The organism is Pseudobacter ginsenosidimutans, from assembly GCF_007970185.1.
GTDB lineage: Bacteria > Bacteroidota > Bacteroidia > Chitinophagales > Chitinophagaceae > Pseudobacter > Pseudobacter ginsenosidimutans.
Genome location: NZ_CP042431.1, coordinates 466,895 through 480,626, shown reverse-complemented (window position 1 = coordinate 480,626; position 13,732 = coordinate 466,895). Strand labels below are relative to the sequence as shown.

The following is a 13,732-nucleotide window of genomic DNA, read 5'->3' as shown; positions in this document are numbered from 1 at the left end:
TACGATAATAGATCATTAGGCTTCGTGCCGCCTTAAGTCAAGCACCTTCAACTGAAGGTGCTTTTCATTATTCCACTCATTCTCTTCCAGCGTGAATACGATATCCACTGGTTCTCCGTTCTGCAAAAAATGGAATTTGGAAGCCAGGTTGAAGCCGATCCCGTTGAAAAGGATATTGCCTTGCTTCACGGAGAAGCGGATATGCACATCCTTTACGATCTTCGAGTATCCGGAATCGGTAACACCGCTTACCATGAAGAGGGGCTGCATGTTTTCCGGTCCGAAGGGTTCCATGCGTTTGATGATATTGAAGAAAGATTGTTTGAGGTCGCTGAGCGTGACTACCGAGTCTATATTGATTTCGGGGATCAGCATGTCTTCCGTGATGGAAGCTGAAACCACTTCTTCGAATCTTGCCCTGAAAGCCTCTACCTTACCGGGTTCCAGGGTCATACCTGCTGCGTAGAAATGTCCGCCGTATCCAAGGAGGAGGTCGCGGCACTGGTGGATGGCTTCATAAACGTTGAAGCCTGCCACACTTCTGGCGGATCCGGCGATATATTCTCCCGATTGTGTAAGTACGATGGTAGGACGATAGTAATGATCGATCAGCCTGGAAGCCACGATGCCCACTACACCTTTATGCCAGTGCGGTTGGTATACCACGGTAGATTTGCTGCTCACCATAGTTGTGTCCCCGCTGATGATGGCGAGCGCTTCGTCTGTAATATTTTTGTCGGCTTCTTTACGGTCTGAATTATCTGAATGCAACATGGCTGCGTATTGCCTGGCTTCATCGATATGTTTGGCGATGAAGAGCTGCACTGCTTTGCTGCCATCGTCCATTCTACCGGCGGCGTTCACACGCGGAGCGATCATGAATACCAGGTTATTGATGTAGAGTTCCTTTTGCAATCCTCCGAGCTCCTTGAGGGCACGGATACCGTAATTGGGCTCTTCGTTGGCTTTTTTCAGACCGTGGTATACGAGTATCCTGTTTTCGCCCACCATGGGAACGATGTCTGCTGCGATGGCGGTGGCCAGCAGGTCCAGGTATTCCATCGGGGCGGAGCTGCTGAGCTCAAGTTTTTCGGCAAGGGCCGTGATCAGTTTGAAACCTACGCCGCAGCCGCAAAGTTCTTTGAACGGATAGTTGCAATCCGCTTGTTTGGGATTGAGGATGGCAACGGCCGGAGGCAGGATGGCGTCCGGTGTATGGTGGTCGCAGATCACGAAATCGATCCCCAGTTCTTTGGCATATCCCACCAGGTCTATAGATTTGATGCCGCAGTCGAGGGAAATGATAAGTGTGGCGCCCATCGTATGTGCATGGTCGATACCTGCTTTGGATACGCCGTAACCTTCGCGGTAGCGATGTGGAATGTAATACTCAATATTGGAAGGTTCATACACGGTTTTGAGAAAGCTGTACATGCAGGCCACGGCTGTGGTGCCATCCACATCATAATCACCGAATACGAGGATCTTTTCGCGGTTGTTGAAGGCTGTGAGGATGCGGTCCACGGCTTTGCCCATATCCTTCATCAGCCAGGGGCTGTGGAGGTTGGAGAGGTCCGGGTTGAAAAAGGCTTTTGCTTTTTCGTAGGTATCTATATTACGTTGAATGAGGATCTGCAGGAGCGCCGGATGAATATTGAGATCCTGCCGGAGTGCGGAGAGTTTTGCGTCTTCGGCAGAAAGTATGTTCCAGCGTTTTTGCATGTTGGTATATGTAGTGTATGAAAATAGGAAAATGTGATCAGAATTTTCTATCTGTGGTGAACCTCACCAGTTCTTCCAGGCCATTGCGGACTTCCTGGTTATCGAAATCATTCAGGATGGCGAGGGCATCATCCCGGTACTGCATCATCTTCTGTTCGGCGTAGTGGATGCCGCCGGCTTCTTTCACGGTATTGATCACTTCCTGCACTTTCACGGGGTTACGGTTCTCATTCTTAATGATCCGGATCAGGTGACGACGTGTGGTCTTGTCGGCATTGTTGAGGGTGTAGATCAGCGGGAGGGTAAGTTTCTTTTCTTTTATATCATTACCGGTGGGCTTGCCAACTGCCTCATTGCCGTAGTCGAAAAGGTCGTCTTTGATCTGGAAGGCAATTCCCGTTTTTTCACCAAAAAGCCGCATTTTCTCCGCAATTGTTTCATTTTGGGAAGAAGAATAGGCTCCTGCGGAGCAGGCGGAGGCGAGGAGGGAGGCTGTTTTATTGGTAATTATCTCGAAATAGATATCTTCCCGGAGATTTAGCGTGCGGGATTTCTCCATTTGCAACAATTCTCCTTCGCTCATTTGTTTAACAGCGCGGGAGAGGATCTGCAGAATGCGATAGTCGTCGTTATCGAGTGAGAGAAGCATTCCTTTGGCGAGGAGGTAGTCACCAACGAGTACGGACACCTTACTTTTCCAGAGGGCGTATGTAGAGAAAAATCCCCTTCGTTCGGGAGATTCATCCACTACATCATCATGTACGAGACTGGCTGTATGCAGCAATTCAACGAGAGATGCTGTCCTGTATGTGGACTCGTTTACAGGCCCGCACAGCTTGGCAGACAACAGCACAAACATCGGTCTCAGCTGTTTGCCTTTGCGGTTCACGATGAACCGCATGATGCGATCCAGCAGCGGAACCTGACTCTTGACCGCCTCCCTGAACTTTTTATCGAAAGCAGCCAGTTCATCGTGTAGTATTGCCTGTGATAGTTTCATGATTGGAAAAAGAACGGCAAACATACTATTTTACTGTGTATTACTAACGGTAAAACAGCCCTGTTTTCGCGCACTCTTAAAGGGTGAAAGACAGCAAGATAATGCACGCAACGTTGGTTAAAAAAATTTGGTATTTAGTTTGCAATTAATATTTTTGCACCTAATTCGGATAATTGGTTTTCTTAATCCTTCACATAAATTTTAGTTATGGCAAGCAAAAAGTACACAGGTTTATTTGGCTTACTATGCCTGCTCTCGTCAGGCGCGTTTGCCCAGATAGGCGGAAGTTATGACGTACAGGATTCCTCTGTAATTCCCTCAAAAAGACTCCCTCAGCACACAGAGTTCATGGCAAATAATTACGCTTTTCCTGCCAAACCCAGAAATAAATGGGAAATAGGCGTGAAAGGCGGTTACGCTACCATTTCCGGCGACGTTCGTTCCAGGCCGGGTTGGGGCGCTGGTCTCCACGTTCGCAAGGCTTTAGGTTATGTATTCTCTCTGAGAGCCGACTTCGGTTACTACCAGGCGAGAGGTCAGAATTGGCAACCAGGAGCAGTGAACAGAATTACTGTTCAAAATCAATACGCAGGTTATACCGTAGGCGATCATGTGTTCTACAACTACAAATCAACAATGTATGATGGTAGTTTACAAGGTGTATTCACGTTGAACAATATTCGCTTCCATAAAGCCAAATCCGGCTTCAACATCTATGGCTTCGTAGGTGTGGGTGGTCTGGTTTATGACGTGAAAGTGAATGCTCTGAACGGTAATAGCATTTACGATTATACTAATGTTTATAACCAGTATCAGGCAAGCCCACGTCCTTACAAGGACAGAAAAGATCTCCGCAAAGCTCTGAAAGACATGCAGGATGATTCTTACGAAACACAAGCAGAAAGGGATAAAGGCGCAGAACTCTTCGATAAGCCTTTCAAACCAACTTTTGTTTTCGGTGGCGGTATGCAGTTCAGGCTGAGCAAAACACTTAGCCTCTCTATCGAGGATAAGGTTACTGTTGCTAAAACTGACCTGCTGGATGGTATGCAATGGCAAGAGAATGATGCAACAGCTCCTGCTCTGACTCCCGATAAAGATATCTTCAACTTCGCTTCAATTGGTCTGAACTTCAATATCGGTGGTAAATCCGTTGAACCACTCTGGTGGCTGAATCCTCTGGATTACGCTTACAACGAGCTCAACGCTCCACGTCATATGAAGCTGCCCAAGCCAGTTCTGGATGATGCAGACGGCGACGGCGTTACTGACCAATTCGACCAGGAGCCAAACACACCTGCCGGTGCACCTGTTGATACCCGTGGTGTAAGCCGCGATACTGACGGTGACGGTGTTCCTGACTACAAAGACAAAGAACTCATTACCCCCACACAATGTCAGCCTGTTGACGCTGATGGTGTAGGTAAATGCCCAGAGCCTGAGTGCTGCAAAGAGCTCCGTGATAAACTGGCTAACTACAAACCTGGTGGTAACTGCCAGATCGGAGACCTCCCAAGCATCTCTTTCAAAGGCAAAACTGTTGTACTGAGCAACGACTCTAAGGCCCTTCTGGCCAGCGTAGCTCAGAAAATGCGCGACCACTCTGATTGTAAAGTTGCTGTTGTAGGCTACTGCTCTACCAACAAAACTGAACAACAATTGAGCTGGGACCGTGTGAATGCCGTGATCAACCACCTGGTTGAAAAAGAAGGTATCAGCGCTGACCGCTTTATCTTCAAATACGGTGAAATGAACGGAGATTGCAACACCGTTGACCTGCGCGATGGTACTGGTGAAGAAGGACCTACTACAGTTCCTGCTCCTCACCCCAACTTACGCCGCAGAGGATAATCATTTTTGCTTTGACTATACTAAAAGCCCTTTGGTCGGCCGCCGGATAATACCGGCGGCTGGATCAAAGGGTTTTATAATTTTATTAACTTCCTCTTTTTGAGGATAATAACTAATCCTTTAATATTTGTACCTAAATCCTTAACTTTGCCCACTTTTATGAGATTAACTGTCATCTTCGTATTCCTGGCCATTACAGCCGTTTCCTGCTCCAAATTTGCCAAAGTGCAGAAGAGCAACGATTATGAGTATAAGTTGAGGATGGCGGAAAAATATTATGTAGCCAAGAAGTATCATTTTGCTTCACAGCTCTACGCCGAACTGTTCCCCTTGCTCAAAGGACAACCACAGTTCGAAGATCTTTTTTATAAGTACGCCTATTGCAGCTATTACCTCAAAGACTGGCCCAATGCGGAATCACTCTTCAAACAATTTGTGGAAGTGTTCCCCAACAGTCCCAAAGCAGAGGAAATGGAGTACATGAGAGCGTATACTTTTTACCGTCAGAGCCCGAAAGCTGAACTGGACCAGACCAATACCCAGAAAACGATCGGCCTGATGCAGACCTTTATCAATACCCACCCGGAATCACCCCGCTCCAAAGAGGCTTCCGGGATCATTGATAAATGCCGTGAGAAAATGGAAGACAAAGCGCATAAAAGCGCCGCACTCTATTTCAATATGGGTCACTTCAGGGCTGCCGCTATCGCATACACCTCCCTGATGAACGATTTTCCGGATTCTGAAAAAAGCGACGAATATAAATTTCAGGTGATCAAATCATATTATCAGTTCGCATCCAACAGTATCGAGGATAAGAAATTAGCCCGCTATGAGCAGGTAGTGACTGAATGCAACGATTTTATTGATCGCTTCCCTGATAGCAAATTGCGCAAGGAAGTGGACAGTTATCTGACATTATCTAAAAATAACATCAAAGATCCATCTAATGAGCAAGCTAAGACGCCAAATTAGTGCCAACACCACTAACGTAGCAGAAACCAAAGATCTGAATGTGATCAAGTCCAAGACTGGTAATGTGTACGAGTCCATCGCCATCATTGCCAAGCGTGCGAATCAGATCAATATCGGGCTGAAAGAGGAACTGCACAACAAGCTGGAAGAGTTTGCAAGCCATACAGACAGCCTCGAAGAGATCCACGAGAACAAAGAGCAGATCGAGATCTCCCGTGCTTATGAGCGCATGCCCAATCCTGCGCTGCTGGCTACCCAGGAATTCCTGGAAGACAAGATCTACCATCGCAAGAACGAGGATGATCTGTTCAGCTAAATATGGCTGTTGGAGATAACTAAAATTCGTGAAGCGACAGAATCGTTCTGTCGCTTTTTTTGTCTGAACAGGGCCCATAACTTGCTTTACCGCCCGTAACATTACCTGTCAGAAACTTCTTAATTTTAGCCTATGTTCCAGGGAAAGAAAATACTGCTGGCCATTACCGGAAGCATCGCAGCTTACAAATCCATCCTCATCATCCGCCTGCTCATCAAGGCTGGCGCGGAAGTTCGTGTAGTGCTCACTCCTTCAGCCAAAGATTTCGTTACCCCGCTTACCCTGTCAACACTATCAAAGCATCCGGTTATTTCAGAGCTCTTCACTGAGGAGGCCTGGAGCAATCACGTGATGCTCGGCCGCTGGGCAGATGTAATGCTCATTGCGCCACTTAGCTGCAATACGCTCGCAAAAATGGCCACCGGCCAATGTGATAATATCGTACTCGCCACTTATCTCTCGGCCACCTGTCCTGTTGTGGTGGCGCCTGCAATGGATGAGGATATGTGGCATCATCCCACTACGCGGGAAAACCTGGCCCGCCTGGAATCCTTCGGTAATAAAGTGATCCCTGTAGACAAAGGCGAGCTCGCCAGTGGCCTGCACGGCGATGGCCGTATGGCCGAACCGGAAGCCATCCTGCAATACCTGCAAGATCACCTGTTCCAACGGCAGGACCTGGAAGGACAGCGCGCCCTGGTTACTGCTGGCCCCACATACGAACCACTGGACCCGGTTCGTTTTATCGGAAATCATTCCTCCGGTAAAATGGGTATCGCCATTGCAGAAGAACTGGCCCGCAGGGGAGCGGAAGTGCACCTGGTGCTCGGCCCCTCTTCCTATACAACCACTGCAAAGGGGATCCACATACAACGTGTACAAACAGCCGAAGAAATGTACCAGGCCTGTACCATGTACTGGCCATCCGCCTCGCTGGCCGTTATGTCCGCTGCTGTAGCTGATTACAGTCCAACCAGCTTATCGCAGGAAAAGATCAAAAAAACGGAAGATAATTTTACCCTTGAATTATCAAAAACAAAAGATATCCTGGCCAGCCTGGGCGCCAGCAAACATAATGGACAGGTACTGGTTGGCTTCGCACTGGAGAACCGTAACGAGAAAGCCTATGCGCAATCCAAGCTGCAAAAGAAGAATGCAGACATGATAGTGCTGAACTCGCTCAACGATAATGGCGCCGGTTTCGGTTTTGATACCAATAAGGTCACCATTTTCGAGAAAGACGGAAACGAGATCCCCTACGAACGGAAACCCAAAAAGGAAGTAGCCAGGGATATTGTTGACAGAATTGTAAAAATGCTATATGCGTAAACAGATATTGCTGATACTCACAGTGGCTGTTTTGCCAATCATGATCCAGGCGCAGGAGCTCAATGCCCGCGTCAGTATCAATGCCGGCCGCGTGAGCTCACAAACGGATAAGAAGGTGTTCTCCACGCTGCAGAACACCATCACCAATTTTCTCAATACCAGAAAATGGACCAATGAAACTTTTCAGGCCAATGAAAAGATCAATTGCAATTTCCTGGTGAACATCCTGGAAGCGCAACCTGGCAATATTTACAAAGCCACACTAACGGTGCAGGCTGCACGTCCCGTATTCAATACCAACTACGAAACGCCATTGATCAATTTTCAGGACGATGGCCTTACCTTCCGCTACGTGGAATTCCAGCCTTTCGAGTTCAACGACAATCGCGTGTCCGGCTCAGATCCGCTGGTATCCAACCTCAGCGCCGTGTTTGCGTATTATGTGTACATGATCCTGGGCCTCGATTTCAATTCCTTTTCACTCCGTGGCGGCGATCCTTATTTCCAGAAAGCACAAAATGTAGTGAACAATGCTCCTGAGAACAGGGATATCACCGGCTGGAAAGCATTCGACGGATTGCGCAACCGCTACTGGCTGGTGGAGAACCTGGTGAACAACCGCTACAATTCCATTCACGAAGCCATGTACAGCTATTACAGGCTCGGAATGGACCATATGTATGAGAACGAAAATGAAGGCCGTACAGCAGTACTGAATACCCTCAGTATGCTCAACAGCCTCAATAACGATATCGGCAATACGATGATCATCCCTTTCTTCCTCCAGGGCAAATCCCAGGAACTGATCAGGATCTTCAAAAAAGCCACACCCGAAGAAAAACAGAAAGCGCGGGATATCCTCCAGAAGATCGATATCTCCAACGCCAACACCTATAAATCGGAATTGAAATGATGCGTTCGCACTTTGTGAAACGGAAGAGAGGAAGTATTGTATGGATCATAGGAATCGCTGTGGTGCTGGGTTTGGGCGCTTGCTCCGATAAGAACAAAGTCCCTTCAGGTGTGCTGGACCGTGAGTCTATGCAGGCAGTAATGTGGGATATGATCCTGGCAGACCGGTATGCTATCACCTATTTCCCTTCGGATACCTCCAAGCGTAAGGATATCAAGACTGAAACCCTCAAGCTGTACGATCAGGTATTCCAGATCCATGATATTTCACAGGAAGAGTTCCTGAAAAGCTACAGGTTCTATTTGTCCCGTCCGGACATCAGTAAATCGATGTTCGATTCCATCTATACCCGCGCCAATCGCAAAAGGGACGAAGAGTTGCAGGAGCGCCAGCGTGAACAGCAGAAAAAAGATTCTCTCCAGAACCTGAAAATGAAGGATACTGTATATGCTAAATCATATAGAGATTCCATCGCCAATAAACGGAAAGCTGATTCGGTTGCCAACAAATTGAGGGCAGACTCTATCGCCAAAAAAATAAAACCTGCCAATCCAAAAATGAAACTGGATTCGGCAGACCTGAAACGCAGGAAGGATTCCGTGCTCAACAGATTACGCAACAGGGCCAGGGACCAGCGTTTGAAGCCCGTGCCATAAGCCGTTTACCCACCTTCGGGTTTATCTGTATTTTTGCCATCTAAAATTCGCTTGTCAGATATGAACAAAGTTGTTGCAAATGCCGATGAGGCAGTAAAAGATATACAGGACGGAGCCACCATCATGTTGGGTGGCTTTGGTCTTTGTGGTATCCCCGAGAACAGTATTGCGGCGCTGGTGCGCAGCGGGGTGAAGAACCTTACCTGCATCTCCAATAATGCCGGTGTGGATGATTTTGGATTGGGCCTGATGCTGAAGACCCGCCAGATCAAAAAGATGATGAGCTCCTATGTGGGAGAGAATGCAGAGTTCGAGCGCCAGTTGCTCAATGGAGAACTGGAAGTGGACCTTATTCCGCAAGGGACGCTGGCTACGCGCATACAGATGGCCGGTATGGGCATTCCCGCTTTCTATACGCCGGCAGGTTATGGAACTGAAATAGCCGCAGGAAAAGAAGTGCGCGAGTTCAATGGAAAGATGTACCTGATGGAACATGCTCTGCATGCGTCTTTCTCTATCGTAAAAGCCTGGAAAGGCGATACCATGGGCAACCTGGTATTCCGCAAAACCACCCGGAATTTCTCTACCTCCATGGCGAAAGCGGGTGATATCACCATTGCGGAAGTAGAGCATCTGGTAAAACCCGGCGAGATCGATCCGGATGACGTACATGTGGCCGGAATCTACGTCCACCGCATCTTTCAGGGCTCCAATTATGAGAAACGGATTGAAAGGCGCACCGTAAAACTCTGACCTGTTCTATTTTTTCATCTTCAAATGCTTTTATGGCTTTAGATAAATTCGGTATTGCAAAACGCATTGCGCAGGAACTGCGCGATGGCATGTATGTTAATCTTGGCATCGGCATTCCCACGCTGGTGAGCAATTATATCCCTGAAGGAATGAGCATCATGCTGCAGTCGGAAAACGGACTGCTCGGCATGGGTCCTTATCCCGACGAAGATCAGATCGATGCAGACCTGATCAATGCAGGCAAGGAAACGGTTACTACCATTCCCGGCAGCGCTTTCTTCGACAGCGCTGAAAGTTTTGGAATGATCCGTGCCGGGAAAGTTGATCTCACTGTTCTCGGAGCGATGGAAGTGTCCGAGAACGGAGATATTGCCAACTGGAAGATCCCCGGGAAAATGGTGAAAGGGATGGGAGGAGCGATGGACCTGGTGGCCAGCGCCAAGAATATCATCGTGGCGATGATGCATACTAACCCCAGGGGAGAATCGAAAGTGCTGCCTGCCTGTACGCTGCCGCTCACAGGAGTGAACTGCGTAAAACGAATAGTGTCTGACCTGGCTGTGCTGGAAGTAATGCCCGGAGGCGGCTTCAAATTGCTGGAACGTGCGCCCGGTGTGTCTGTGGACGAGATCAAATCAAAAACGGCCGGTAAGCTCATCATCGAAGGAGATATTCCCGAAATGAAGATCTGACCTGGTCAATACCTGAACTCTTTGAACCCTGTAGTGTGTTTCACTGCGGGGTTCTTTATTTTAGTGAAAGCGGCGATGATGAAGAAGATGCTCCTGATAATGATCACGAGCGATTGCATGATGGCCATTTCGCGTTGCGGCTGTCCGTTCCCGTTATAAGGGATCATTGCCAGCAAAAGCTCCATGCAGGAGAAGGCGATTGTACCTGCGATGATCCAGAAAAGCGGAAGCTGGAAGATGAATACTTCATCCGATTTAAGAAGCTGTATCACACCTGCAATGGCGGCAGCCAGCAGGATCAGGTTCTGTAAAACCATTACCGTACTGCCGGAAGACGTGGCCCCCATGATGGCATATACCGTAATGATAACAGAGAGGAATGCGATGGAGAAGATATGGAAGAGGTCGCGCATCCATTTTGGTTTTGCCGGTGGCCGGAGCAGGAAAAGCAATAGGATGAATTCACTGAGACTGAAAGCTGCATGAGTGAAGTGGTAGCTGATCTGGTTGACTGGCATGATTCCCGCAAGCAACTGGTGCATGAAGCTGAGCAAAGAAAACACCATCAGGAAGTTCAGTATATCCGATTGCCACACGCGCCTGAACAGGATGATCAGGGCCGGAGCCAGCGCAGCCAGCATGGCGATGATGCAAAGGATGTTCTGTATAGTACCGGCTTTTACCATAGTGGCTACAAGTCTGTAACCGGGAATTCATAGAGTAATAAATCTAATCGATCAGGTTGTTTTTTACGGCAAAGAAAACGAGCCCGGCAGTGTTCTTGGAGCCAAAGCGCTCCATCAGCCGGTCTTTTATCGCTTCCACGGTCCTGGGGCTTACTTCCAGTTTCTGTGCAATTTCATGCGCTGTGAATTCCATGCAGATGTACTTGATCACATCTCTTTCACGGTCACTCAGCGTGATCTCACTGTTGAGTGTAGGCACTACTTTCTGTCTGGCATGCGATTTTTTCAACAATATCCTGTTCACGAAATTGTTGAGATAATATCCTTTGCTCATTACTTCCATAATGGCTTTCTTGATCTCGGCAGGATCAGCGCTTTTGAGCAAATATCCATTGGCGCCGATTTCCATCATATGGCTGACGAAGCGCTCATCTTCATACATGGTAAGCGCAATCACATGGATCTGCGGATATTGCCGGGCAATGATCTTGGTGGTTTCAATTCCGTCTTTCAGCGGCATTCTCAGGTCCATCAGAATTACATCCGGCTGCTCTGTCAATCCCGGGAGATTGTCTAACAGTTCCTGTCCGTTCTCCGCCTCCAGCACAAATTTGATATTGGTGTAGGGACGGAGGGAAAGTATCACTCCTTTTCGAAAGATCTTGTGGTCGTCTGCGATAGCAACTTTAATGGGTCCCATTGTTTTTATGATATTGGCAGTCTAAATTTACAGAATGTATGAACATGAACCATTGGATCATTCTGCTACTACTTCTTCCTCAACTCTTGGTATTTCAATGGTTACTTTATAATAGGTTTGAGACATATCTTTTTCAAAATAGATCCTTCCGTGCAGGAGCTTGAGGCGGCTCTGGATATTTTTTAGTCCCAGCCCCTGGTTGCTCTTGTTGAGTTTCTCGAAATCGCTCTGGGTGATTCCCTTTCCGTCGTGATGCATCCTGATATACAGTTTGGTGCCGCCGAGGTTCTGGGTAACGTGAATGAAACTGGCGTTGCTGTGTTTGAGGATATTATTCACCAATTCCTGTATCACGCGGAAAATGATCAGTTCCTGGTCCGGATGGAGCCTGTCCCGATAATCATGGAACCTGCAACTGGCGTTCATGCTGCCTGAACCGCTGATCTTCTGGAAGAGGTCGTTCACAGCAGACTCCAACCCGAAATTCTTCAGGGTGGGAGGCATCAGGCTATGGGAGATATTCCTGATCAGCTGGATGGTATCATCGATGATCTGTTTGGCATTGTAGATGCTTTGCAGTTGCGAAGTTTTATCGAGGTTCACCAGGTTCTCGTTCAGGTATAAACGGGCGGTGGCGAGGAGTGGGCCTGCATCATCGTGAAGATCCGCTGCAATACGCTGGCGTTCTTCTTCCTGCAGGCGGATAGAAGCGTTGAGCAACATTTTCTGCTGCTCCTGTTCCAGGCGCTGCAACTGTAATTGGTAGCGTATCACTTTCCGTTGGTGGAATATGATAAAGACGATGAGGCCGATGGTCAATGCCAGCATACCTACTGTACCAAAGAACAGTACCAGGGAAACGGGGCTATCAGTGCTGCTTATCTGGAGGAAGAGCATGGCCTATGAACAGGTAATTGGTTTTTATAATGGGTTTAGTGGTGGCGGATCAAAGAGTTGATCCCTGTAATGTTTTTCCTGGGATTGGAGCGTATCGTTCTTTTTGGGCATGATCACGGCGATTCCAAAAAGAATGTTCTTAATAATAGTAAATATATAATTTATGACTGACCATTTGGCCCATTCTTCATCACTTAAATTCCTGGAATAGGTAAAAAGAAGAAAGTTCCTGTGGAATAGATGAGAATGCCAACAATAACCCAGAAAGTGTACGAAGAATAGATGAATACAGATTCGGGTTGATTGATCTCTTTGAAGAAATAGAACAGGCAGAAAATAATAAGCAGAAGGTATTCCACCGTAATGCTCAGGGAGTCAATGGATGACCCCTGTGTTCTGAAAAATTCAAAGAAAGAAAAGGTCAGAAAGAACGGGGATGCGATCAGTACGATGTTCTTGAAGATCCCTTTCCGCAGGTTGAGCCAGATAAATGCTGAGAACAGCAGGTATTCGAAAACAGTGAAGAGGCTTAACAGGATATAGATCAGGAAATTATTCGATTCGCTGGTGCGAAGGCTCAGATTGGAAATCGTGAGATCATTCAGGAAAGCGTATCCGCAATAAAATAAAATTACCCTTATCTCTGTTCTTCTGTTTCTTTTAAAGAAAATGACGAACAGTAATAAGGGTAATAAGTGAGAGTAAATAGTAATATGTTGAAGTAGAGCCTCTATATTTGAACAGCATTTAGGGTCAAATATATAAAAGGCATCATGAAGTTCAAATAAATTCTATTTAATCGATGATCCAGGTGAATGTGTCCGGATCAGGTGTAGTAGGTGCAGGAGGCGGTTGAGTGCTTGGCCTGCGAACGATACGGTCAGCAACGATACCTTGTTTTGTGTTCAGCTGACCTTCTTTGTTTACAGTAGAGTACTCCAGGATGGCTTTGCCATCAGCGTCTAAACCTACATAAACCAAAGTTTTTTCGCCCATTTCGTTGTAAGCGTTGTAGAACTGCATACCTACACAACCAGGTTGAGCCAAGATGTTTTCGATGATGTTACGACCGATAACGTAGCAATAAGCGTCCTGTGGATTGGCTGTTTGGTAGTCGTTAACCATTGTAGCTCCGAGCTCGAAGCCGATCTCTTCACCAATAGCCTTGATATCGCGTTTAGTGATGAGTTCGTTTTGCATCATAGTAGTAAGTTTAAGAGGTTTAGAATAGTAGTTCCGAGT

The 13,732-nt window shown here is 47.3% G+C and carries 14 protein-coding genes; 8 read left to right on the top strand and 6 right to left on the bottom strand.

What is annotated here, in order from left to right; genetic code table 11:
• Nucleotides 1-15: 15 nt before the first annotated feature.
• Nucleotides 16-1,722, bottom strand: coding sequence for a single-stranded-DNA-specific exonuclease RecJ (gene recJ, locus FSB84_RS01885; protein WP_130543260.1), 1,707 nt, complete (start codon nt 1,720-1,722; stop codon nt 16-18).
• Nucleotides 1,723-1,759: 37 nt separating this feature from the next.
• On the bottom strand, nt 1,760-2,722 hold the full coding sequence (locus FSB84_RS01880; protein ID WP_130543261.1) for a polyprenyl synthetase family protein: 963 nt from the start codon (nt 2,720-2,722) through the stop codon (nt 1,760-1,762).
• Nucleotides 2,723-3,070: 348 nt separating this feature from the next.
• Between FSB84_RS01880 and FSB84_RS01875 the strand changes: the two genes are divergently transcribed.
• The 8 genes from FSB84_RS01875 (at nt 3,071) to FSB84_RS01840 (ending at nt 10,207) form a co-directional block, all read left to right on the top strand.
• A complete protein-coding gene (locus tag FSB84_RS01875; protein ID WP_225979959.1) occupies nt 3,071-4,573 on the top strand; it encodes an OmpA family protein in 1,503 nt (500 codons plus the stop codon).
• Between the two features lie 159 nt (nt 4,574-4,732).
• Nucleotides 4,733-5,548, top strand: a complete 816-nt coding sequence (locus FSB84_RS01870) for an outer membrane protein assembly factor BamD (protein WP_130543263.1) — start codon at nt 4,733-4,735, stop codon at nt 5,546-5,548.
• A complete protein-coding gene (locus FSB84_RS01865) occupies nt 5,523-5,864 on the top strand; it encodes a DNA-directed RNA polymerase subunit omega (protein WP_127126794.1) in 342 nt (113 codons plus the stop codon). The genes FSB84_RS01870 and FSB84_RS01865 overlap by 26 nt, the downstream gene beginning before the upstream one ends.
• Before the next feature lie 132 nt (nt 5,865-5,996).
• Entirely contained in the window at nt 5,997-7,193 is a 1,197-nt protein-coding gene (gene coaBC, locus FSB84_RS01860) for a bifunctional phosphopantothenoylcysteine decarboxylase/phosphopantothenate--cysteine ligase CoaBC (RefSeq protein ID WP_130543264.1), read from the top strand.
• Nucleotides 7,186-8,106 carry a type IX secretion system protein PorD gene (gene porD / locus FSB84_RS01855; RefSeq protein WP_130543265.1) on the top strand — a complete coding sequence of 307 codons (921 nt, stop codon included), beginning with the start codon at nt 7,186-7,188 and terminating at the stop codon, nt 8,104-8,106. The genes coaBC and porD overlap by 8 nt, the downstream gene beginning before the upstream one ends.
• The gene (locus tag FSB84_RS01850; protein WP_130543266.1) at nt 8,103-8,762 is read left to right on the top strand and encodes a DUF4296 domain-containing protein; all 660 of its coding nucleotides are present in this window, start codon (nt 8,103-8,105) and stop codon (nt 8,760-8,762) included. Before porD ends, FSB84_RS01850 begins: the two co-directional genes overlap by 4 nt.
• Nucleotides 8,763-8,822: 60 nt before the next feature.
• On the top strand, nt 8,823-9,515 hold the full coding sequence (locus FSB84_RS01845) for a CoA transferase subunit A (RefSeq protein WP_130543267.1): 693 nt from the start codon (nt 8,823-8,825) through the stop codon (nt 9,513-9,515).
• A 32-nt stretch (nt 9,516-9,547) separates the two neighbouring features.
• The gene (locus FSB84_RS01840; protein ID WP_130543268.1) at nt 9,548-10,207 is read left to right on the top strand and encodes a 3-oxoacid CoA-transferase subunit B; all 660 of its coding nucleotides are present in this window, start codon (nt 9,548-9,550) and stop codon (nt 10,205-10,207) included.
• 5 nt (nt 10,208-10,212) lie between these two features.
• On the opposite strand, the gene FSB84_RS01835 is transcribed toward FSB84_RS01840, so the two are convergent.
• The 4 genes from FSB84_RS01835 to FSB84_RS01820 all read right to left on the bottom strand — a co-directional run bounded on the left by FSB84_RS01835 (nt 10,213) and on the right by FSB84_RS01820 (nt 13,693).
• Nucleotides 10,213-10,893 carry a hypothetical protein gene (locus tag FSB84_RS01835; protein ID WP_130543269.1) on the bottom strand — a complete coding sequence of 227 codons (681 nt, stop codon included), beginning with the start codon at nt 10,891-10,893 and terminating at the stop codon, nt 10,213-10,215.
• Nucleotides 10,894-10,936: 43 nt separating this feature from the next.
• A complete protein-coding gene (locus FSB84_RS01830; protein WP_127126780.1) occupies nt 10,937-11,593 on the bottom strand; it encodes a response regulator transcription factor in 657 nt (218 codons plus the stop codon).
• A gap of 57 nt (nt 11,594-11,650) precedes the next feature.
• Entirely contained in the window at nt 11,651-12,490 is an 840-nt protein-coding gene (locus tag FSB84_RS01825; protein ID WP_130543270.1) for a sensor histidine kinase, read from the bottom strand.
• A gap of 795 nt (nt 12,491-13,285) precedes the next feature.
• Nucleotides 13,286-13,693 (bottom strand): hypothetical protein, encoded by a 408-nt coding sequence (locus FSB84_RS01820; protein WP_130543272.1) that lies wholly within the window; start codon nt 13,691-13,693, stop codon nt 13,286-13,288.
• Between the last annotated feature and the right edge of the window lie 39 nt (nt 13,694-13,732).